This is a genomic window from Saccharothrix hoggarensis (genome assembly GCF_052936025.1).
Window position 1 is genome coordinate 7,266,668 of record NZ_CP193624.1, and the last position, 21,641, is coordinate 7,288,308.

Consider the following 21,641-nt stretch of genomic DNA (forward strand, 5'->3'; position numbering starts at 1 on the left):
CGCCGCCGACCGGACCGGTGGGCGGCGCCCGGCCGGGGCGGCGACGGACGCCACGTCGGCCGCGCCCGATCCGCCGCGCCCGATCCGCGCCGCCCGATCCGCGTCGGCCGGGCGACGCGGGTCAGCGTTCGGCCAGGCGGTCCAGCGCGCCTCCCACGCGGTCCGCCAGGAGGCCCACCGCGCCGACGGCCCGGCTCATCGGGTCGTCGTCCGAGCCGCCCAACGCCTGCGCCCGGACGTACCCGGCCTTCACCTCGGCCCAGCGCGCCGCCTGCTCCGGCGTGAGCGTGCCCCGCAGTTCGGCCAGCTTCAGCAGGTTCGCCTCCGCGCCCGACGTCAACGTCTGCGCCTCGCCGACGTAGTGGTCGTCGATCACGGCGGCCAGCTCGGCGTCGTTCATCACCGGCACGACCTTCTCCGCCAGCTTGTTCATGTTCCGGTAGGAGCCCTGCAACCGGAACGGCGGCTCGACGCGCGAGGCGTCGGACTGGGCGGCCGAGGCGATGTACGCCTGGTTGTTCGCCAGCACGACCTCCTGCACCCGCAACAGCTTCCGCAGCACGGACAGCACCTGCTCCAGCTCCACCGACGTGTACGGGTGCGCGAGCCGGTCCGCCCGCACCTCCTCGCCGCGCGCCATGCGCACGAGCAGCTCGACGTCACCGCGGTCCCGCGTGGACAGCGGCGCGAGCACCGGGTTCGAGGTGAGCGCGTTCTCGACGTAGCTCAGCGCGAACAGGTCCTCGCGCCCGGACAGGACGTCACCGAGGTTCCACACGTCGGCGCGGTTGGCGAGCATGTCGGGGATGCGGAACCGCTGCCCCGACTCGGTGTACGGGTTGCCGGCCATGCACACCGCGAACCGCTTGCCCCGCAGGTCGTACGTGCGGGTGCGGCCGTCCCACACGCCCTCCATCCGCCGCTGCGCGTCGCACAGGGAGATGAACTTCTGCAGCAGCTCCGGCGACGTGTGCTGGATGTCGTCCAGGTACAGCAGGACGTTGTTGCCCGCCTCCAGCGCGAACGAGATCTTCTCGACCTCCTGGCGGGCGGTGGCGTTCGGCGCGTCCGCCGGGTCGACCGACGTCACGTCGTGGCCCAGCGACGGGCCGTTGACCTTGACGAACACCAGGCCGAGGCGGTGGGCGACGTACTCCATCAACGTGGTCTTGCCGTAGCCGGGCGGTGAGATGAGCAGCAGCAGGCCCATCTGGTCGGTGCGCTTGTCGTCGCCCGCCGCGCCGAGCTGCTTGGCCAGGTTGTCGCCGATCAGCGGCAGGTACACCTCGTCCAGCAGCCGGTTGCGGACGAACGCGCTCATCACCTTGGGCCGGAACTCGTCCAGCCGCAGCCGGGTTCGCTCCCGGGCCACGACCTCGTTGCGCCGGCGCTGGTACGCCCGGTAGGCGGGCACGCGCAGCTCCCGGAACGCGCGGGTGCGGGTGAGCAGCTCGTCCAGCCGGAGCTCCAGCTTCCGGTCGGTGATCCGGGGGTGCGTGCCGAGCAGACCGTCCACAGTGGCCAACAACTGCGCCGACGAGTCGTGCCGGGGCAGGTCGCGGCACAGTTCGAGGGCCACCGCCTCGGGCAGGTCCGGTTCGGCGCGGCCCGCCAGGAACGCCTCGTACCAGCCCTCCACGAGCCGCCGCCGCACCGCGAGGTCGTCGAAGGCCCGCAAGTCCTCGTCGAACTCCTTGCGCCCGCCCAACGCCCGGTGGAACTCGTCCACCAGAGCCCGCGCCCCGGCGCTCGTCGCGAACCCGGACGGCGCGCTGCACAACTCCTCGAACAGGTACTCGCCCGCCAACGGGTCGCCGGCCCGCTCGGACAGCTCCGCGCACAGCTCGTCGATCGCCGCGGTGTGGCCGAACACCGTGCGCGCCCGTCCCAGCGACGTCGCGCGCCGCTCGAACAGCTCCCGCTCCCGCTCGTCGGCCGACGCCCAGTACAGCTGGGCCGCGGCACGGGCGGCCGGCGGGTACCGCAGCACGCCCGCGCCCGCGTGCAGGCGCAGCAGCACGTCGAGGACGCGTGCCGCGTCGTGGTCGTGCACGCCCCGCTCGTACCCCTCGTCCAGCCGCGACTCGGCGACCTGGCGCACCAGGTCCGGCAACCGGTCCTCGGTGACGGCGGCGTGCAGCGCGTCGAGCGGGTGCGTGGCCAGGATCGACGCGGCCAGGTGCTCGGCCCGGTACACCTCCGCCGTCTCCGAGACCAGCGGCTGCTCCCAGAACGGCCGGGTGTCCGCGAACTCCGGGTCGCGCACCGGCGCGCGAAAGTCCGTGCCGGTGATGGCGAACGCCAGGTCGCCGTCCTTCGGCACCAGGGTCAGGTCGACCGGCTGGGTGTTCACCGCGAACCGGTGCCGGCCCAGCCGGATCGTCTCGCCGTCGAACAGGTCCAGCCGGTCGCGCAGCGCGCGTCCCGCCTCCTGCCGCGCGGCCAGCACGCGGCCGTCCAGCTCCTCCGCGCGCACCTGGTCGCCCAGCGCGCGCAGCTCGTCCGCGACCGACCTGACCCGCGCCACCATCGGGTCGGACGCGAAGTAGGTGTTCACCTCGTCCAACGACGCCAGCGACGCGACCCGCCCGGTCACGCTCGCCAGGATGCGGTCGGCAGAGGTGGCCAGCCGGTCGGCGCGGCGGGCGCTGTCGTCCAGCAGCGCCTGCTTGCGCGACGAGAACGCCTCGTAGACGTCGGTGCGCTTGTCGCCGAGGCGGGTCAGGAAGTCGTCGAACTCCCCGAACCGGGCCTCCAGGTTCTCCAGCTGCAGCAGCAGCCGGCCCAGCTGCTCGTCGCAGCGCCGCGGGGTGTCGGCGGCGGCCAGCGCGCCCGTGACGGCCTGGCCCAGCAACGCGAACTCGGCGGCGAACTCGGCCCGGCCCTCGGTGGCCAGCAGGGCGCGCCTGCGACCGTCCACAGTGGCCCGTGCCCGGTTCAGGCCGCCCAGCACCTCGCCGATGCGCTCCAGGATCGAGGTGCGCACGGTGGCGTCGGCGATGTCCAGCGAGCCGACGACCTCGGTCAGCACTTCGAGCCCGCGCTGCTGCTCGCCCAGCTCCTCCACCACCGGCGCGGCCTCGGCGACCGTGCCGATGGCCTCCGCCTCGGCGACCAGCCCCGCCACCTGCTCGTGGTAGCCGGTGAACGCGTCGTCGCGGCGCAGGTGCTCGACCGCCCGCCGCGCCGTGGCGCCCAGCTCGTCACCGAGGCCCGCGACCAGCTCGTCGATGCGGGCGACGTCGACGTACCGCAGCTCCTTCAACGTCACCAGGTGGCCCTGCGCCCGCCGCAGGTCGGCCAGCTGCCGCACCCACGCGTCGGCCGTCGTCGGCACGTCGCCGCGCACCCGCCGGACCAGGGACGCGACCTCCCCGTCCGCGTCGGCCAACGCCGTCGCGGCCTGGTCGGTCAACGCCTGCACGGTCTCGAACTCGTCCAGCACCTGCTCGGCGGTGGCCCGCACCTGCGTCAACGGGGTGCGCAGGTCCTCCAGCTCCGCCTCGCCCAGCCAGTGGTAGGCGTCGAACACCCTGGTGCAGGAGGCGATCAGGTCCTCGAACACGGGCACGGACGGCGCCATCTCGCCCACCATGCGGCTCACCGACAGGCAGTCGGAGATGCCGCGCACCAGGTCCGCGTTGCCGACCCGCTCCAGCGGGCCCGTGCCGACGGGCTGCGCGGCCGCGTACGCGTCCGACAGGTACGGCGTCTGCCACACCTGCATCGGGTGCACGCGGGTCGGCTCGTCACTGGATGCGCGGAACACGACCAGCGTGCCGTCGTCGAACAGCGAGTACCCGTGGCACGACAGGGGGTTCGCCACTTCCTTGCGGATCACGTTGTACGGCAGCAGCAGCGACCGGCCGTCGCGGCGGGCGTGGAAGACGTACAGCACGTCCTCGCCGTTGGTCGAGCGGATGACCCGCTCGAACTCGAGCTCGTCCACCACCGTGTCGAACGTCTTGTTCACGCCCGTGGCCAGGTAGTAGCCGCCGGGGAAGATCAGGCCCTGGTCCTCGGGCAGCCGTTGGCACGCCTGGCCGATGCCGTCCAGCCGCACCACGGACCGGGTGCGGGTGTTGAACACCAGGTGGCGCCACGCGGTCTCGTTGTACGGGCGCACGCGGAGCAGGATCAGCGACCCCACCCGCGCGTAGTGCACCTCGCCGTCGGCGAGCGACTGCAGCGGCTCGTCCACCGGCTCGCGGTAGACGCCCTCGCCGGTCTCGGTGTTGTTCTCCACCTTGATCGTGAGGTCGCCGTTGATGGTCTCGACGAAGACCTCGTCCTCGATGGAGATGTGCGGGTGGCGGCCGAGCACGTGGTGCTCGCGCCCGGTCGCGACCCACTCGAAGTCGTGCGACGGCGGGAACACGTGGTCCCGTTCGCCCCGGTTGTCGAGGTACTCCACGGTGCCGTCCACGCCGACCTGCCAGCGCAGCACCCGGATGTCCTCGATCCGCGCGCCCGTCTGGAACACGGCCAGCAGCCTGCCCTCGACCCGGCGCAGCTGGATCAGCCGGGTGTCCCGGTAGTACCGGTACAGCTCGGCGAAGTCGCGCTCGAACCGCGGGTCGCGCAGCAGGCCGGGCAGCTCGTCGTCCCCGGCGTCCTCGAACCGGAACGCGTCGCCGTCGCGGGTGAAGCGGTGCAGCGAGAACACGTCGTCGACCGTCGTCTCCGGCTTCAGGCCGATGAAGACGTTGTAGCCGAACAGCATCAGCCCGGCCACCTGCGACCCCCGCCCCTCGGCGACGGAGAGGGGAACGCAGTCGCGCGGCACGCAGTTGTGCTCGGTGCGGATGCGCTCGGTGCCCAGCAGCGTCAGCTCGGCGCTGCCGAACACCTCCAACCGGCGCGCGTTGAGCGCCTCCGCCCGGCGGGCGAGCCCGGCGGCCTGCTCGGCCAGCCGGACCCGCAGCACCTCGTAGGTGCCCGCGTCGAGCCCCGTCTCCGCGACAGTGGTCACGACAGCGAGGCGACCGGCCGCTCGGCCACGCCCAGGCGTTGCGCGGCGGCCAGCAGTTCGCGCAGCTTGGCCTCGTCCGGCCCGCCGGAGTTGATCAGCTTGAGCAGCAGCGCGGACACGGTCAGGTTCTTCACGTCACCGGTGCTCAGCGAGCCGAGGAGCCGGCCGACGTCGTCGGTGAAGCTCGCCGACCCGTCCAGCCACGGCCCGGCCAGCGCCTGCGCCACGTCCGAGTGGCCGACGAACCCGTCCACCTGCTTGCCGACCGTGATGGCGCCGACGATCCGGTCGAAGAACATGCTGTCGCCGCCGACGATGTCGATGTCGGCCTTCTCCAGGCCCGCGGCGAGCACCTTCGCCTGCGACTCGGCCACCTGCCGCTGCACGTCGATCCCGGCGAGCCGGATCTCCTTCTCGGCCTCCAGCCGGAGCCGGTACTCCTCGTGCTCGCGGGTGGCGCCGTCCAGCGCCGCCATCGCGCCCGCCTTGTCCGCCAGGCCCTCGGCCTCGCCCTTCAGCTTCTCGCGGATCGCCAGGGCCTCCACCAGCGCCTTCTCGCGGTCCACCACGGCCTCCGCGCGGCCGACCTTCTCGATCGCCTCCGCGTCACGCTCGCGCACCTGCACGTCGGCCAGGCCGCTCGCCGCCGCGTCCGCCTGCTTGCCCTCGGCGAGGCGGATCATGGCGCGGGTGTCCAGCTCGGCGGCCTGCTGCCGGGCCTCGGCGAGGAGCAGTTCCTCGCGGGCCTTGAACTTCGCGGCCTGCTCGGCGGCCTCGGCGGCCTTGATGTCCTTCACCAGGCCTTGCTGGGCCTGCGCCTCGGCGTGGATGACCAACGTCTGGCGCTCGCGCTCGGCCTCCTCGACCGCGCGCAGCCGCTTGATGATCTCCTCCTGCTCGGCCACGGTCTTCTCGACCGCGATCCGCTCGCGCACCACCTCGGCGATGGCCCGCTTCTCGCCCTCGACCTCCTTGTCCGCGGAGATGCGGGACAGCTCGGTCTCCCGTTCCCGGCCGATGACCTCCAGCAGCCGGTCCTTCTCGATGCGCTCGGTCTCGATCGCGATGACCCGCTCGCGGTTCTTCTCCGCGACGGCGATCTCGCGCGCCTTGTTCTCGGTCTGGATGCCCAGCTGCTCCTCGGTGCGGATGTGGGCGGTGTTGGCCTTCAGCCGCTCCTCCGCCTGCACCTTGGCGATCTCCGCCTCCTCGCGGGCGCGCATCGTCTCGACCTCGCGCTTCTGCTTGATCTCCGCGTCGGCCTGGCGGCGCTCCAGCTCCAGGATCGCCTCGCGCGCCTCGACGTTCTGGCGCGTGATCTCCTTCTCCTCGTGCCGCGTGAACTCGTTCGTGCGGACGTGCTCGATCGCGGTCAGCTCGGTGATCTTGCGGATGCCCTGGGCGTCCAGGATGTTCGACGGGTTGAGCTGCGCCATCGGCGTCTGCTCCAGGTAGTCGATCGCCGCGTCCTCCAGGCTGTAGCCGTTGAGGTCGGTGCCGATGACCTGGATGATCCGGTCGCGGAACTCGTCGCGCTTGGTGTAGAGGTCGATGAAGTCGAGCTGCTTGCCGACCGTCTTCAACGCCTCGGAGAACTTGGCGTTGAACAGCTCCTGCAGCGTCTGCTCGTCGCTCGCGCGGGCGGTGCCGATGGCCTGGGCGACCTTGATGACGTCCTCGACGGTCTTGTTGACGCGCACGAAGAACGTGATGCGGATGTCGGCCCGGATGTTGTCCTGGCAGATCAGGCCCTCTTGCCCGGCGCGGCGGATCTCGATGGTCTTCACCGAGATGTCCATGATCTCCGCGCGGTGCAGCACGGGAAGGACGACGGCGCCGGTGAACGTCACGTCCACCTTGCGCACCTTGGAGATGATCAGGGCCTTGCCCTGGTCGATCTTCCGGAACAGGCGGCTGATCAGGATCAGCAGGCCGATGACGACGACCAGGACGACGGCGACGAGAATGCCGAACCCGGTGGTGATCACATCCATCAGTGGTCCCCCAGTGTGTGGGTGGGTCCGGCCCAGATGGGCGCGACCCAGAAGAACTCGCCGTCGGCGTCGTAGTCGAAGATCAGGGCTTCGCTGCCCGCGCGGAGCGGGTCCTGCCCGGCCTGCCGCACCTGGACGAGGGCCGACGACCCGTCCGCGGCGGTGACCTCGGCCTGGCCGAAGGTCTGCGTCACCCGGCCGGTGCGGATGACGCACGGGCGGCCGACGAAGTCGAGGCGTGACGCGGGCGGGTCGCTCGGGAACAGCCGCTTCAGCGGCGCCATCACCAGCCGGGTCAGCACCAGGCCCACCACCAGCGAACCTGCCAGCACACCCGCGCCCAGGAGCGTCGACGGCGTGAGCAGCACGGCGCCCACCAGGCACGCGAACCAGGAGAGGACGACCAGGAGGGAAAGTCCGACCGTCGCGGGCACCCCGCCGATGTCGAGCTCGACCCAGTCCGCGTCCGCCGCGCCGAACGCGACGAGCAGCCAGTAGGCGACGACGACCACCAGCAGGATGCTCAGCACGACAACCGGGAATCCCAGCGCCGCGGCGAAGAACTCCCCCATGTGCCCCCCTTTCGCGGGACCTTATCCCGGTGCGGGGCGCCACTTGGGCGGAATCACGCAGCGCGGTCGAACCACCTCGATCAGTGCCCGCCCGGACGTGCGGCCGCGGCTCGGGACCGCGTCGCTGGATATTGGGGTCGCGGGGTCGCGGGGTCGAGGCGTCGCGAGTCCTCGGCGTCAGTCCGCCAGGATGCCGCGCAGGACCGTGCGAACGGCGGCGGTGGGGTCGAAGTGCGCGTCGGGGTTGGCGAGGTGGTTCGCCAGCAGGCCGTCGATCACGGCGAGCAGCAGGGCGAGGGCGGCGGGCGGGTCGGGCGCGCCGAGGTGCGCGACCAGCGGCAGCGCCCAGCCGGCGATCTCGCGCTGCGCCCGGTCGACGTCACCGCGCAGTTCCGGCCGCTGCGCCGCCTCCACGAACAGCGCGTGCCGGGCGAGGGTCATGACGCGGTCCTCGGCCAGGCGCCGGACCAGCTCGCCGACCGCCGCGGCGAAGGCGTCAGGCGTGCCGACGTCGCCCGCCAACCGTCCCCAGAGGACGGTCTCGCGTTCGAGCAGGCGGCCGAGGACGGCGGTGACCAGGGCGTCGCGGGTGCGGAAGTGGTTGGACGTCGAGCCCTGCGGCAGCCCGGCCGCGGCGTCGACGGCGCGGTGCGTCAGCTGGCGCGGGCCGCCGGTGCCGAGCACGTGGATCGCGGCGTCGAGCACCTGCCGTTGCCTGGTCATCGCCGTCACACTACACCCGTAGTAAGTCTCACTACAGCTGTAGTACGGTGGCCGGCATGGGCAGACGACGCGCGGTGGTGATCGGCGGAGGGGTCGGCGGCCTGGCGGCGGCCGTCGGCTTGCGGCGGCGGGGCTGGGACGTGGTCGTCCACGAGCGTTCGGCGGCCTTGCCGGACGTCGGCACGGGGCTCGGGATCTGGCCGGACGCACTCCGCGCCCTCGACCGCCTCGGGCTGGGCGACGCCGCACGTCGGGTCGGCCGGCGACAGCCCGACGGCACGCTGCGCAAGCCGGACGGCACCGTGATCGGCGCCCTCGACGCCGGCTCGGTGCACCTGCTCACCCGGCCCGCGTTGCTCGGCGTGCTCGCCGGGGCGTTGCCGGACGGCGTGATCCGGTTCGGCGCGACCGCCGACCTGGCCGGGTGCGCGGACGGCTGCGACGTCGTCGTGGGCGCCGACGGCATCCACAGCGGGGTCCGCGGGGCGCTGTTCGACGCGGAGGTGCGCCGTTCCGGCGCGGTCGGGTGGCGCGGCACCGTGGACGTCCCCGTCGCCGCCGGCGGTGAGACGTGGGGCAGGGGCGTGAAGTTCGGCCTCACGCCCCAGGCCGACGGCCGCACCAACTGGTACGCCATGACCGGTCCCGACGACGACCTCGACGTGTTCGCCGACTGGCACGACCCCATCCCGCGCGTGCTCGCCGCGGCGGGCGACGTGCTGCGGCACGACCTGCTCCACCTCGCGCCGCTGCCGAGCTACGTGCAGGGCCGGGTCGCGCTGCTGGGCGACGCCGCCCACGCCATGACGCCCGACCTCGGACAGGGCGCGTGCCAGGCGATCATCGACGGCGTGGTGCTCGCCGAGTGCTTGGCGGGCGACGTCGACGCGGGCCTGCGCGCGTACGACGCCCAGCGCCGCCGGGCGACGCGACTCCTGGCCAGGCGGTCACTCCAGCTCAACCGGCTGGCGCGGGTGCGCCGGGGCACCGCCGTCCGCGACGCCGTCCTGCGCGTGGCCCTCGCCCTGCGACCCCGGTCGCCGTCGTGGAGCGCCGACCTGGAACGCGACGAACTGGCCGGTTGAGGTCCGTCCGCTACGACTGGGGCAGCTTCACGGACTTCCGGGTGCGCGGCGCGGACGGCGGCGGGACCACCGGCCCGATGTCACCGTCGGGCGCCTCGTCCAGGTCGACGATCACCGGCGCGTGGTCGCTCGGCCCGGTGCCCTTGCGCGCGTGCCGGTCCACCCAGGCGGCCCGCACCCGCGCCGCCACCGGGTCGGACGCCAGCACCAGGTCGATGCGCATGCCGAGGTCCTGGTGGAACATGCCGGCGCGGTAGTCCCAGTAGGTGAAGACGCGTTCGGTGGGCCACCGGTCGCGCACGACGTCCCGCAACCCGGTCGCCTGGAGGGCCGCCAACGCGTCCCGCTCCGGCCCCGTCACGTGCGTGTGGCCGACGTAGGCCGCGGGGTCGAACACGTCGGCGTCGGCGGGCGCGATGTTGACGTCGCCGCACACCACCACGCCCTCCGGCCCGGCCGCCACCACGTCCCGCAACGCCGCCAACCACGCCAGCTTGTAGTGGTAGTGGTCGGAGTCCGGCGCCCGCCCGTTCGGCACGTAGACCGAGTGCACCCGCACCCCGCCGCACGTGGCCGCCACCGCCCGCGCCTCGGGCTCCGGGAACCCCGGCCCGTCCGCCAGCCCGGTGACCACGTCGTCCAGCCCGACCCGGGACAGGATGGCCACCCCGTTCCACCGGGCCTCGCCGTGCACCGCCACCTCGTAGCCGCGGCCGGCGAGCTCGTCGCCGAGGAGCGCGGTGAACGCCTCGTCGGCGAGCTTGGTCTCCTGGAGGCACACCACGTCGGGCTGCCGCTGGTCCAGCCACGGCAGGAACCGGGGCACGCGCTGCTTGACCGAGTTCACGTTCCAAGTAGCCACCCGCACCCGCCCCACGGTAGCCCGCCCGTCCGCCCCGCGCGCCCGTCCACCGCCCCACCCCACCGCCCCGTTCGCACGTGACAGCGCCCACACCGCCGACCCGACGACCCGTGCCGGCGGTGGGTCGAGTCGTCGGTAAGCTGTCGTCACGGGCTGCTAGCTCAATTGGCAGAGCAGGAGACTTTTAATCTTCGGGTTCAGGGTTCGAGTCCCTGGCGGCCCACCAAAAGCGCTGGTCAAAGCGGTAGCGGGGAATTGGGCAGGAGCCCGAATCCCCCACTTACGCCCGAATTATTCGCCGTCGGTGCTGATCACAGCGGTGAGCGCATCCGCTCCGGCACGCCCCGGCGACCGCCACCCCATGTATACGTCCGGGTTGGCGTCAAGCGCCCCGTGTTGCACCGCCGCTGAGTTCTTCCATGCGGGCAAGCTGCAACTCGGCCACGGTGCGCGTGTCCCGCCAGTCGTCATCAGTCCACTTGTCTTCGCCGGCCACCGTGCCCCCTGGTTACTACTCGGCCCTCGCGGACCGCTGGTGAGTCCCGCAGCATCGGCCAGGTCTTCCGCGCCTACCGCCAGGCCCAGAGTCCCACGGTGCCGTAAGCCACCCTGGCAACCTGGCTCCACCTCACCCAAGGTCGCGTCAGCGAGCCGGTGAGGGCGAGGTTGTGGAGGCGAGCGATGCCAGAGGCGGTGTCGCGCAGGGTGTGGGCGGCGCGCCGGTAGTCGCGCAGGATGGTCCAGTTCTTATGCGGGCCAAGGCGTGTTCGGCCCGGGCCCGGGTCGACCGGTGGACGGTGTTGAGGTCTTCCTGCCAGTCGGCCAACACGGTGCCGTCGCGGGGTTTGCGGTAGGGCATGATCACTTCGGGGTTGCCCTGGTAGCCGCCGTCGGCCATGACGGGCCGACCGTCGAGTACGTCGGCGATGCCGGAGTCGAGGTAGACGGTGCAGTCGTTGCGGTTGCCCGGTTTCGGATCGCCGGTGGCGATCACCAGGCGGGTGTCCGCGTCGATGGCCGCCTGCAGAGGCCACTCGACCGAGGCTGGCTACCAGGTTGTGGCCGTTGACGAGCACTCATGCTTCCAGATCGTCTCCAAGCCTTACCCTGAAAACTACAGCAGATGACCACTGCGGACAGTTGGCGATGCTCGGGCAAGATAGGACATCAAGGCAGGTCAGGGCAGACGTCCGCAGAACACGACAGGTGACGACAGCAGACCCGTTCTAATCTCGAGGTAGCAGATCGGGACGAGTGCCGAGTGGTAGACCGGCTTGGTGGTCGAGGCGCTCGACTGCCGCGCCCGGACAGCTCCACGCCTTAGCAGCATCGACCAGCTCGCGGGCTGGCCTACGACATAGGGCGTAGGCGCGCACGGTGCGGCTGACCGTAATCCTGACCGCAACGACCACTATCGGCGGCACCGGCCAGCACCTCACTGGACGAAGGTCGACCTCGGTCCGCAGAGGCACTTCCAAGCGTGAGGGTTGGTGGCGGCGTGAAGGTCATTGCTGTGGACGCCTTGAACCAGCTGCACCTGCACGTGTCAGAGTCGGGAGTGGTTCAAGGGGTGATACTGCCTGCGGTAGCGTCTTCACCCGCGATGGCGCGACGAATGAGGTCGGCAAGACGTCCGTGGCTCGCCCGAAATTTTAGATAAGCTTTACCGGCCGGAGTATCGGCGACGTGAGGAGATCCCGAAGGTTCACCATCCTTTGTGTGCCCTGCGGTCAGCAATGCAGTAAAAGCGCGATCATCGTCAGTTGCAGCGAAGAGTGCATCGCGTACGCCCTTCGGAGCATACGCGTTAACCTTATCGGTTACCGTACTATCCAGTGCAGGTCTTGCTTCAGCCTGCAAATCCTGCCCGCTGTCCCAAAGCTTGATTAGTTTAGTGTGGTAATGGTCGATAGTGCGAAATTGACCCAGTACTCCTACATAGGTGTCAGCACGCCGCTCGCGTAGCCAGTCGGATCGATCGCGGAGCCACTGGTCACGCGCCAGCTTATGTTGTCGCTTCGACACCAGCCATTGTGCAAAGACTGCTGCGCCGCCGCCCACCAGTGCACCTATAACGCCAGCGCCGCCGGACACAAGTACGCGTGCCAGTTCTGGGTCCACCTTCAACACCTCCGACAGACGTAGCTAGTCTTCCGTGTCACAGGTTGCAGCCGAACCATCCTGCTCGCGACCGGGCGGTGAGCCGGTTAGGGACCTAGATGACCTAGACTTTTGTGATCGAACGCCCTTAGATGCAGATCAAAGGTCTCGAACAGCACCGCTCGACCCACCACACTCTTGGTCAGACGTCACTCGAACCGGTGACAAGTGCAGTTGGGGCCACACGCTACGCGCGAAAGCGAATAACCCGCAGGTGAACGATCATTAACCTGCCCATCCGAGGCCGCCCGACCGGCGAAGGTAGTTATCCCGATGTCCTCGCGGTCAAGTGTCTGACGCGGTGATGCCGCCAGCACCTACAAAGGCCTCACAGCAGCCACGAGCTGTCAGTGACCGAGCATCGCGGGCGCTAGTTGGCGCGATGGGCAGCTCCGACAGCGAGATCGCCCCCCGATTACTCCTGATTAATGACGGCAGAGGACCGCGTCGTTCGATCCAAAGTGGTGGTTTAAATTTGGAAATCTTGCAGTTAGCGATGGATATCTGAAGGCATCGGCAGACAAACAGCAGGGAAGATCCACAGCTTTCGGGTTCAGGGTTCGAGTCCCTTGCGGCCCACAAACCCCCAGGTCAACCGCCTGGAGGTGTCGCCTCCCAGAGCCGCCGCCACGTTTTGCCGCACAAATCGGGTGGCCACTCGATAACCCGGCGGGTCGGTTCATTCCTATTCGGACTCCGCGTCGGCGTGAACCCGTGGGTCGCAAGACCGGCGGGCACGTCGCCCGCGGCCTGCGATCTTCAAGCGTTCGGGCCAGGGGACGTGGGTGGTGGCGGGGTGGTCCGCCACTGGAACGGGTGACGGGGCTGGAACGGGGGCGGCCGGCCCGATAGGCAGGTGTCATGCACCTCGCCGTGGCCCTCGCCCTCGCCGCCTCCTTCACCCCCGCCGTCACCGGGACCTTGATCAGTTACGACCCGCGCGTGCCGGTCGGCGCCCGCGCCTCGGTCGTCTCCTCCTCCGTCGACGGCGGCACGGTGGTGCTGATGCGCGCCACCGGGCTGCTGCCCGACCGCGACTACGGCGCGCACGCCCACGTGAACCCGTGCGGCGCGGCGCCGGCTGACGCCGGACCGCACTACCAGCACGTCCAGGGCGGGGCGACCGACCCGGCGTTCGCCAACCCGCGCAACGAGATCTGGCTCGACTTCACCACCGACGGGCGAGGGCAGGGCTTCGCCTACGCCCGCCTCGACTGGGAGTTCGGCGAACGGCGGCCGGCGTCGATCGTGCTGCACGAGGAGCACACGCACACCGAGCCGGGGCACGCGGGCACGGCCGGCGCACGCCTGGGCTGCCTCACCGTGCCGTTCTGACGTCGCCCGCCCTCCACCACCCGGCACCGGGGCCGTCCGCAGGGATTCGCGACTCGAAGACCATGCGGATGATCACCTTCGGAGAGGACCGCGCCGACCACATCGACACGTACTTCGACCCGTTGTCAACACGTTGACAACGGGTCGAAGTACCGCCGCGCCCCTACGGATGCGGACCGATCGTGACGATGGTCAACTGGCCGTCATCCGGACCGTAGATCCACCAGATGCGCCACGCGGATGGCGTCTTGTTCTCCACGTACGACTCCCACAACGTGACACCACCCGGCCCCAGCACCGACTGGTAGTCGTGCGAGTGCAGACCGGGGTGACGCGGCCCGGCCTGTTCCAGCAGCCGAAGCGCCTTGCGCACTTTCTTGAGCTTCGGCGCGTACTGCTGCTTCGACCGAAGACCTTCGACGACCTTCTCCGCCTCGCGGGTGTACAGCAGTACGAACGGTGGAGCACTCACGCGTCTTCGGATTCCTCGTCGTCGGCGGTGATCCAGTCCAGGCGCCGCACGTTGCCCTCGGCCGCGTCCGCCAGACCACGGAACAACGAAGCCCGCAGGTCGTCGTTCTCCCAGACCATCAGTTCGCGCCTCGGGATGCTCGCCAACGGGGTCAGCAAGATCGCACCGTCGGCGTTGACGGACACCGCGTAGCGGTCGTTCTTGTGCGCACCGGCCTTGCCGACAGCCACTCGCGCACGTTCGTCGGCGGTCACTTCGGCAACGGGCCGAAAGTCGTCGAGTACCGACATGCGCCCTCCTTGCATCGTGCCTGGTCTCCCGTGAGAGTACGCGGCGTGGGACATGTGGGCAATACCCACTTGCCCCGCACAGCGGTACGGCGACGTGGCGACCGCCACTACCGCGGCTGGGTGACAATGGAGGGCGATGTCCACCGCGCTGCACGCCACCAAGCCCCTGAAGATCGGCCGCCACCTGGTCGATCCCGCCGTCGTGCTCGCACCCATGGCGGGCATCACGAACGTCGCCTTCCGACAGCTCTGCCGCGAGTTCGGCAGCCCCACGTCGCTCTACGTCTGCGAGATGATCACCGCCCGGGCGATCGTCGAGCGCGACTCGAAGACCATGCAGATGATCACCTTCGGCGAGGACGAGCGGCCGAGGTCGATGCAGCTCTACGGCGTGGACCCGAAGTCCATGGCCGAGGCGACGAGGATCATCGTCGGCGAGGACCGCGCCGACCACATCGACATGAACTTCGGCTGCCCCGTGCCCAAGGTGACCCGCAAGGGCGGCGGGGCCGCGCTGCCGTACAAGCGGCAGCTGTTCCGGCAGATCGTGCGGGCCGCGGTGCGTGCCGCCGAGCCCGCCGGGGTGCCGGTGACGGTCAAGTTCCGCATCGGCATCGACGACGACCACCTCACCTACCTCGACGCCGGGCGCATTGCCGAGGACGAGGGGGCGCAAGCGGTTGCGCTGCACGCGCGCACGGCCGCCCAGCGCTACTCCGGCCAGGCCGACTGGTCCGCCATCGCCCGCCTGAAAGAGGCCGTGACCAGCGTCCCGGTGCTCGGCAACGGTGACATCTTCAGCGCCCGCGACGCGCTCGACATGGTCGCGAAGACCGGCTGCGACGGCGTCGTCGTCGGGCGCGGCTGCCTGGGCCGGCCGTGGCTGTTCGGCGAGCTGCAGGCGGCGTTCCGCGGCGAGCCGATCCCGGAGGGCCCGCGCCTGGGCCAGGTGGCGTCCATCCTGCGCCGCCACGGCGCGCTGCTCGCGGACTTCCTCGGCGAGGACAAGGGCCTGCGCGACCTGCGCAAGCACATGGCCTGGTACCTGAAGGGCTTCCCGGTCGGCGCGGAGCTGCGGCGCAGCCTCGCCATGGTGTCGACGCTCGCCGAGCTGGACGACCTCGTCGGCAGGCTCGACCCGACGCTGGAGTTCCCCGACAACGCCGACGAGCCGCGCGGCCGCCAGGGCTCGCCCGGCAAGGTCGTGCTGCCCGAAGGCTGGCTGGACGACCCCGAGGACGCGACGGTGCCCGTCGGCGCCGACGAGCTGCACTCGGGTGGCTGACGTGGTCGTGCGCGGCCTGACCGCGGCGGCGTGCGCCTTCCTCCTGGCCGCGTGCGGCGGCGCGGTGACCGGCGTGGCACGTCCGCTGCAGGTCACCGACGTGGAGCGGGAGCTGGTGTCGGGCTACTTCGCCGACCTCAACGAGGCGGGCGGGCAGGGCACGTCCGAGCAGCGCGAACTGCTCACCGACACCCAGCACCCGGACTTCCGCGACGGGGACTGCGAGCTGCCCAGCGGCACCATCGAGGTGCACCCGACGATGTCCACGCTGCGCCTCGACCCGACGTGGACGCCGCCCGGCGAGGACGAGCACCCGCGTGGCGTCGTGCTGGTCGTCGCGGTGACGTTGACGGTGGTGCAGGAGGGCACGGCGGTCGGCCAGCAAATCGGCTCGCAGCACGTCGTGCTCCTCAACGGCAAGGCGTACGGCTTCGCCCCCTGTGTCAACTGACCCTCCTCCGTCAGGCGTGGTGGAGCGCGGTCGACCACGCTCAGCACACGCTGAGGCATGTTGATCACTAAACGTCACTAGTTCGGAGCAGTGCACGGTCAACCAGTAGAGGGAAATCCCTCTGTGACGCGTCCTGCCGGCTCAAGCGTCGCCTCGTATCAGACGACACCTTGGCAAGGAGGGAGGTGAGCGCGATGACCGCACTGCGACCCGAGGTCGCCGAGTTCGACCGCGACGGCCGGCCCGGCGACGGCCAACCCGGAGGGGTGATGCCCACGTCCGAGCACGAGGGCGCCGGCCTGGTGCAGCTGCACGAGTCGATCGCGACGCTGCTCGCCTCCCGCGGCCAGTGGCGGCAGGCGTACCAGCACCTGCGGTCCGCGTTCGACCTGGTGTACGCCGACCAGGACGACCCGCCGCAGGTGCCCGAGCAGCTGCGGCGCGAGGTCGACCGGCTGCGCCGCGAGCACGCCGAGGCCCGCGAGCAGAGCCTCCGGGACAGCCTGACCCACAGCTACAACCGCCGGTACCTCGACCAACGGCTGGTCGGCATGGTCGCCGAGCGGGGCGGCACGGCGCCGGGGCTGGCCATCGCGCTGATCGACCTGGACTGGTTCAAGCAGGTCAACGACACGTTCGGGCACCTGCTCGGCGATCGCGTGCTGCAACGCGTGGTCGAGCTGCTGCAGGAGGAGCTGCCGGAGGGCGCGTTCTGCGCCCGGTACGGCGGCGAGGAGTTCGTCCTCGTGCTCCCCGGCCTCGACGCGGGGCCCGCCGTGGAGATCGCCGAGTCGGCCCGGTTGCGTGTCGAGCGTCACGCCTGGGCTTCCCTCGCGCCGGGTTTGCGAGTGACCGTCAGCATTGGATTGGCCTATGAGCCGCCGGCCGCCGAGTCGCCGGCCCGTCCGCCGGTCGGACCGGAGCAGCAACTCCTGCGCGCCGACAGCCTCCTGTACACGGCCAAGCAGTCAGGACGGAACGCCGTCGCCTATCGGGAGGGCGGTCGGGTGCGGCTCGCCGGTCCCGCTTCCGGGCGACGTGGAATCGCCGAGTCGCGGGTAGCTGGTTACTGACACCTAAGGGCTGCTCACCCTTTCGGACGTAGGCTGCTGCGCGCAACCGAGTACTGGCGACCCCTGTATCACCGGGAGTGGTCGTCAGGACTGGCGGTCATCCGTAGTATCGCCAAGGCAAGTGACACGCCGTTGGTGCAACCAATGTGTCCTTGCTGTCGTCAACTCGTGATGACGACCCACCAGTGACCGAAGCTGAAGGGAGACCGGGTGCCCGACGAGCCCCGCCGTGGCGGCCCCGGACCCGGAGGTGACCAGGCCTCTCAGGACGACCAGCCGACCGGCCGTCGCCGCAGGTCGCTGGACAGCGGCGGGCTGAGCGTGTCCGACTTGTTGGAGCAGCACAGCCGCACCAACATCCCCCGGCCGGTCCCGCCCGGTCCGTCGGACACCGGGAGGCGCGCCGCGCCCGAGCCGGAGCCGCCCCGCAGACCCGCCCCGCCGCAGAACGGCACGCGTGCCGCGGAGAGCACCGGCCGCCGCGCCGCCCCGGAGCCGCCGCGCAGGCAGGCTCCGCCGGACTACGCGCCGCCACCCGCGCCCGCGGTGCCTGCCGTGCCCGCCGACACCGCCCGCCCGAGGCCCGCGAACGGCGCGCCGCCCGCGGGCAGGCGACCCGCACCGCCGACGTCGAACGACTTCTTCGCGGCGACGCCGGAGGGCACGGGCACGCGAACCCCGCGCCCCCACCCGGAGGACGGCCGGCGCGCCGCGTCCCCCGAGGCCCGCCGCCCCGCGAACGGCTACGCGGGCCGTCCGAACGACGCCGAGCCGGGACGTCCGGCCACCGGGCCCAGGCCGCCGGGCGAGTCCGCCGCCGAGGCGAGCAGGCGCTTTCCCGCGAACGGCCGCCCCCGCCCCGACGCCGGGCCGCGCAGGCCGGACGACCTCGACACCCCCCGCGGCAGCGCTCCCCAGGACCCACCCGCGGCACCCCGGCGGCTCGCCGACAACACCGGCCGACGTCCGCGCGCAGACCTCCCCGGCACCCCACCGGGTCGACGGCTCGCCGACGGCAGCGGCCCGCGCCCCCGCCCGGAAGACCTCCCAGGCGCACCACGGCGTCCCGCCGCCGGCCCGCGCCCCGAAGACCCGGCCGTCGACCCGCGACGGCCGGAGGGCGGCTCGGCCCGCCGTCCCGAGGACCTGGCGGGCGATCCACGCCGACTCGCCGACGGCAGCGGTCCGCGGCCGAGGCCCGACGAGGCCGACGCCCCGCGCCACCCGGCCGAGGGCACCGGTCGCCGTCCCCGGCCGGAGGAAGCCGGTCCCGGCCGCCGCGTCCCCGAAGTCGCGCCGGAGGGGATCGGACGGCGGCTCGCGGACGGACCGCGCCCCGGTGAGGGCACCGGCCAACGCCCCCGTCCCGTCGTGCCGCCCGCCGAGGGCCCCCGTCGCCTCGCCGACGGCAGCGGCCCGCGGCCCCGCCCGGAAGCCCTCGCCGGCGAAGGTCCGCGCCGACTCGCGGACGGCAGCGGCCCGCACGACGTGACCGGCGGTCCGCGCCCCGGTCGGCCCCGGCCCGAAGACCTCGCCGACCCGCGCCGCGCCGCCGAAGGCCCGGACGCGCCCCGACGCCTCGCCGACGGTCCGCGTCCCGGCGCGCCGGTCGACGACCCGGCGGCCCGACGCCTCCCCGACGGCAGCGGCCCGCGTCGCCTCGCCGAAGGCAGGCCTCCGGTGGAAGACCCCGCAGGCCGACGTCACCCCGACGGCGGCGGCCCGGTGGCCGGCCGGAGGTTCGCCGACGACGCCGCACCCGCACCCGCACCGGTGCCGGCGCCCGGCCAGGCGCCCGTGGTGATCGCCGACCGCCTCGGCGCCGCCGGGCCCGAGCCGCGCGAGGCCATCGACCCGGCCAGCCTCACCACCGAGATGGAAGCGATCAGCGACGACGTCAAGAAGCGTCGCGAGGTCGACCACACCCTGGCCCGCTTCTCCGCCGTCCACGACGAACTCGCCGAGCAGGAGCGCATCCGCAAGGAGCGCCGCCAGAAGCTCATGCCGTGGAAGGCCGACCACGACGAGGACGCCACCGAGTACGCGTCCCCGGTCGACGTCCCCGAGGAGGACGGCCCGCGCCGCCGCGGCCGCACCGCCAAGCACAGCAAGATCGTCCGCACGGTCAAGGCCGTCGCGCTGACGGCCGCCGTGCTGGTGTTCGTGTCCACGGGCCTCGGCTGGGCCGCGATGCTCTACATCGACAGCAAGATCACCGAGATCGACGCGCTGAACTCGAACTCGGCCGCCGTCCACCAGGCCGAGAAGCAGCACGGCGACGAGAACTTCCTCATCGTCGGCTCGGACAGCCGGGCGGGCGCCAAGCCGCAGGACGGCGTCGGCGACGTGAGCGCCGAACCGGGCGCGCGCTCGGACGTGCTGATGCTGGCCCACATCCCGGCCGACCGGAAGCGCATGGTCGTCGTCTCCGTGCCGCGCGACCTCCTGATCACGCGCCCGACGTGCGAGGGCTGGGACCCCGCCACCGGCGAGTACACCGGCGAGCAGTTCGAGCGGGCCGAGAACGTCAAGGCCAACGAGCCGTACGCGGTCGGCGGGCCCAAGTGCGTCAGCGCGTTCATGACCGAGCTGACCGGGTTGGACATCAACCACTTCATCAGCGTGGACTTCAACGGCTTCAAGGGGATGGTCGACGCCATCGGCACCGTCGAGGTGTGCGTGCAGAAGCCGATGGACGACGAAGAGCTCGGCGTCATCTTCGACAAGCCGGGCCGGCACGAGGTCGACGGCACCAAGGCGCTCGACTTCGTGCGCGCCCGCAAGGTCGAGGGCGAGTCGAAGACCGACTTCGACCGCGTCGCCCGGCAGCAGCAGTTCCTGTCCGCGTTGCTGCGCAAGGCCCTGTCGTCGGAGATCCTGCTGAACCCGGGCAAGCTCAACGGTTTCCTCAACGCGTTCGCCGCGTCCACCGTGGGCCAGAACATCGGCGTGAACGACATGCTGACGTTGGCGCAGTCGTTGCAGAGCCTCGAAGCGGGCCGGGTCAGCTTCGTCACGGTCCCGCACGAGACGGCCGAGGGCGAGACGCTGGAGACCCACGACAACCTCGAGTTGTTGAAGGAAGCCGAGACCAAGAAGCTGTTCCAGGCGATCATCGACGGCACGCCGTTGCCGGAGGAGACCCCGGACGACACGCCGGCCGACCCGAACCAGGCCCAGGCGCAGCCGACGGGCCCCAAGCAGGGCAAGGTCGTCGACCACAACGGCCTGCAGATCCAGGTCCGCAACGGCGACCCGGACGCGGCCGGCGCGGCCCGCATCGCCACCGGCGAGCTTCGGGAGCTGGGGTACAAGGTGGTCATCTCCGGCGACGCCCCGGCCACCGACAAGACCGTCATCAAGTACGGGCCCGGTGGCGAGGACGCCGCGGCGACGCTCGGCGCGTCCGTGCCCGGCGCGACGCTGGTGTACGAGACCTACATGGGCGGCGCGGTCCAGCTGCTGATCGGGCCGGGCTGGGACGGCGTCATCCGCGCGCCGCAGGCCGGTGGGGGCGAAGCCGGCACGACCCCGACGCCCACGGACATCCCCGTCGTGAACGCCGGCAAGGACCCGTGCGCGTGAGCCCGACTGGACGTTCCGGGTTCACCCCCGGTTCACCAGGGCGGGTCGCTACCGCGATGACCTGCACGTAGGCTGACGCCCATGCGTGAGGCCTACCACGACCAGCTCGGACAACTCGCCGACCAACTCGCCGACATGTGCGGGATGGCGGGCGACGCAATGGAGCGGGCGACCGCCTCGCTGCTCGGGGCGGACCTCGCCCTCGCCGAGCAGGTGATCGGGGACGACGCCAAGATCGACGACGTGCGCGCGGACATCGAGGACCAGGCGTACGCGCTGCTCGCGCTGCAGGCGCCCGTCGCGACCGACCTGCGGATCGTGCTCGCGGTGATCCACGCGGCGGAGAGCGTCGAGCGGATGGGCGACCTGGCGCTGCACGTGGCGAAGGCGGCCCGGCGCCGGCACCCGAACCAGGTGCTGCCCGACACCGTCCGGCCGTACTTCGCCGAGATGGGCCGCATCGCCGTGGAGCTGGCGCGCGAGGCGACCGACATCATCCGCACGCAGGACGTGGCGCGGGCCCGGTCGTTGGAGGACGCCGACGACGCGATGGACGACCTGCACCGGCACCTGTTCACGGTGATCATGGACAAGGACTGGGCGCACGGCGTGCCGTCCGCGGTCGACACCACGTTGCTGGGCCGGTTCTACGAGCGCTTCGCCGACCACGCGGTGTCGGTGGCCAAGCGCACCGTCTTCGTCGTCACCGGCCGGATGCCCGGCTACGGCGGCGGCGACGGCAGCTGAAATCTCCCGCGGCGGAGCCGGTCGGGGGTCCGACC

At 71.5% G+C, this 21,641-nt stretch carries 15 protein-coding genes, 1 tRNA gene and 1 pseudogene; 8 read left to right on the top strand and 9 right to left on the bottom strand.

Annotation, left to right across the window (positions count from 1 at the left end; all coding sequences use genetic code 11):
• Positions 1–121 precede the first annotated feature (121 nt).
• The 4 genes from ACRAKH_RS33150 to ACRAKH_RS33165 all read right to left on the bottom strand — a co-directional run bounded on the left by ACRAKH_RS33150 (position 122) and on the right by ACRAKH_RS33165 (position 8,261).
• On the bottom strand, positions 122–4,972 hold the full coding sequence (locus tag ACRAKH_RS33150) for a DNA repair ATPase (RefSeq protein WP_380726092.1): 4,851 nt from the start codon (positions 4,970–4,972) through the stop codon (positions 122–124).
• Positions 4,969–6,966, bottom strand: coding sequence for an SPFH domain-containing protein (locus ACRAKH_RS33155; protein ID WP_380726090.1), 1,998 nt, complete (start codon positions 6,964–6,966; stop codon positions 4,969–4,971). Before ACRAKH_RS33155 ends, ACRAKH_RS33150 begins: the two co-directional genes overlap by 4 nt.
• Positions 6,966–7,538 (bottom strand): hypothetical protein, encoded by a 573-nt coding sequence (locus ACRAKH_RS33160; RefSeq protein WP_380726088.1) that lies wholly within the window; start codon positions 7,536–7,538, stop codon positions 6,966–6,968. The genes ACRAKH_RS33155 and ACRAKH_RS33160 overlap by 1 nt, the downstream gene beginning before the upstream one ends.
• Before the next feature lie 177 nt (positions 7,539–7,715).
• Positions 7,716–8,261 (bottom strand): TetR/AcrR family transcriptional regulator, encoded by a 546-nt coding sequence (locus ACRAKH_RS33165; protein ID WP_380726086.1) that lies wholly within the window; start codon positions 8,259–8,261, stop codon positions 7,716–7,718.
• 56 nt (positions 8,262–8,317) lie between these two features.
• Between ACRAKH_RS33165 and ACRAKH_RS33170 the strand changes: the two genes are divergently transcribed.
• Positions 8,318–9,346 carry an FAD-dependent monooxygenase gene (locus ACRAKH_RS33170; RefSeq protein WP_380726084.1) on the top strand — a complete coding sequence of 343 codons (1,029 nt, stop codon included), beginning with the start codon at positions 8,318–8,320 and terminating at the stop codon, positions 9,344–9,346.
• A gap of 10 nt (positions 9,347–9,356) precedes the next feature.
• Here the strand turns inward: ACRAKH_RS33170 and ACRAKH_RS33175 are convergent, their stop codons facing one another.
• Positions 9,357–10,223: an exodeoxyribonuclease III gene (locus tag ACRAKH_RS33175; RefSeq protein WP_380726094.1), complete on the bottom strand. Its 867-nt coding sequence runs from the start codon at positions 10,221–10,223 to the stop codon at positions 9,357–9,359.
• Positions 10,224–10,358: 135 nt separating this feature from the next.
• Here ACRAKH_RS33175 and ACRAKH_RS33180 point away from each other — a divergent pair.
• Positions 10,359–10,434, top strand: a tRNA-Lys gene (locus ACRAKH_RS33180).
• A 424-nt stretch (positions 10,435–10,858) separates the two neighbouring features.
• On the opposite strand, the pseudogene ACRAKH_RS33185 reads toward ACRAKH_RS33180, so the two are convergent.
• Positions 10,859–11,235, bottom strand: a pseudogene (locus ACRAKH_RS33185) (transposase family protein); the annotation flags it as partial.
• Positions 11,236–11,771: 536 nt separating this feature from the next.
• Positions 11,772–12,329, bottom strand: coding sequence for a hypothetical protein (locus ACRAKH_RS33190; protein ID WP_380726082.1), 558 nt, complete (start codon positions 12,327–12,329; stop codon positions 11,772–11,774).
• A 900-nt stretch (positions 12,330–13,229) separates the two neighbouring features.
• On the opposite strand from ACRAKH_RS33190, the gene ACRAKH_RS33195 reads away from it, so the two are divergent.
• Positions 13,230–13,703 carry a superoxide dismutase gene (locus ACRAKH_RS33195; RefSeq protein WP_380726080.1) on the top strand — a complete coding sequence of 158 codons (474 nt, stop codon included), beginning with the start codon at positions 13,230–13,232 and terminating at the stop codon, positions 13,701–13,703.
• A 163-nt stretch (positions 13,704–13,866) separates the two neighbouring features.
• Here ACRAKH_RS33195 and ACRAKH_RS33200 read toward each other — a convergent pair whose 3' ends face one another.
• A complete protein-coding gene (locus ACRAKH_RS33200) occupies positions 13,867–14,175 on the bottom strand; it encodes a hypothetical protein (RefSeq protein WP_380726078.1) in 309 nt (102 codons plus the stop codon).
• Positions 14,172–14,465, bottom strand: a complete 294-nt coding sequence (locus ACRAKH_RS33205) for a hypothetical protein (RefSeq protein ID WP_380726076.1) — start codon at positions 14,463–14,465, stop codon at positions 14,172–14,174. Before ACRAKH_RS33205 ends, ACRAKH_RS33200 begins: the two co-directional genes overlap by 4 nt.
• Before the next feature lie 136 nt (positions 14,466–14,601).
• On the opposite strand from ACRAKH_RS33205, the gene dusB reads away from it, so the two are divergent.
• The 5 genes from dusB (at position 14,602) to phoU (ending at position 21,606) form a co-directional block, all read left to right on the top strand.
• Positions 14,602–15,750: a tRNA dihydrouridine synthase DusB gene (gene dusB, locus ACRAKH_RS33210; protein ID WP_380726074.1), complete on the top strand. Its 1,149-nt coding sequence runs from the start codon at positions 14,602–14,604 to the stop codon at positions 15,748–15,750.
• Entirely contained in the window at positions 15,743–16,201 is a 459-nt protein-coding gene (locus ACRAKH_RS33215) for a hypothetical protein (protein WP_380726072.1), read from the top strand. The genes dusB and ACRAKH_RS33215 overlap by 8 nt, the downstream gene beginning before the upstream one ends.
• Before the next feature lie 194 nt (positions 16,202–16,395).
• On the top strand, positions 16,396–17,274 hold the full coding sequence (locus ACRAKH_RS33220) for a GGDEF domain-containing protein (RefSeq protein WP_380726070.1): 879 nt from the start codon (positions 16,396–16,398) through the stop codon (positions 17,272–17,274).
• A 210-nt stretch (positions 17,275–17,484) separates the two neighbouring features.
• On the top strand, positions 17,485–20,859 hold the full coding sequence (locus ACRAKH_RS33225) for an LCP family glycopolymer transferase (protein WP_447009512.1): 3,375 nt from the start codon (positions 17,485–17,487) through the stop codon (positions 20,857–20,859).
• Positions 20,860–20,940: 81 nt separating this feature from the next.
• Positions 20,941–21,606, top strand: a complete 666-nt coding sequence (gene phoU, locus ACRAKH_RS33230; protein WP_380730242.1) for a phosphate signaling complex protein PhoU — start codon at positions 20,941–20,943, stop codon at positions 21,604–21,606.
• Positions 21,607–21,641 lie beyond the last annotated feature (35 nt).

Bases quoted from the DNA above. Each gene is read 5' to 3' on its own strand.
- ACRAKH_RS33205 (WP_380726076.1), bottom strand. From the start codon at position 14,465: ATGTCGGTACTCGACGACTTTCGGCCCGTTGCCGAAGTGACCGCCGAC.
- ACRAKH_RS33220 (WP_380726070.1), top strand. From the start codon at position 16,396: ATGACCGCACTGCGACCCGAGGTCGCCGAGTTCGACCGCGACGGCCGG.
- ACRAKH_RS33155 (WP_380726090.1), bottom strand. From the start codon at position 6,966: ATGGATGTGATCACCACCGGGTTCGGCATTCTCGTCGCCGTCGTCCTG.
- ACRAKH_RS33160 (WP_380726088.1), bottom strand. From the start codon at position 7,538: ATGGGGGAGTTCTTCGCCGCGGCGCTGGGATTCCCGGTTGTCGTGCTG.
- phoU (WP_380730242.1), top strand. From the start codon at position 20,941: ATGCGTGAGGCCTACCACGACCAGCTCGGACAACTCGCCGACCAACTC.
- ACRAKH_RS33195 (WP_380726080.1), top strand. From the start codon at position 13,230: ATGCACCTCGCCGTGGCCCTCGCCCTCGCCGCCTCCTTCACCCCCGCC.
- dusB (WP_380726074.1), top strand. From the start codon at position 14,602: ATGTCCACCGCGCTGCACGCCACCAAGCCCCTGAAGATCGGCCGCCAC.
- ACRAKH_RS33165 (WP_380726086.1), bottom strand. From the start codon at position 8,261: ATGACCAGGCAACGGCAGGTGCTCGACGCCGCGATCCACGTGCTCGGC.
- ACRAKH_RS33170 (WP_380726084.1), top strand. From the start codon at position 8,318: ATGGGCAGACGACGCGCGGTGGTGATCGGCGGAGGGGTCGGCGGCCTG.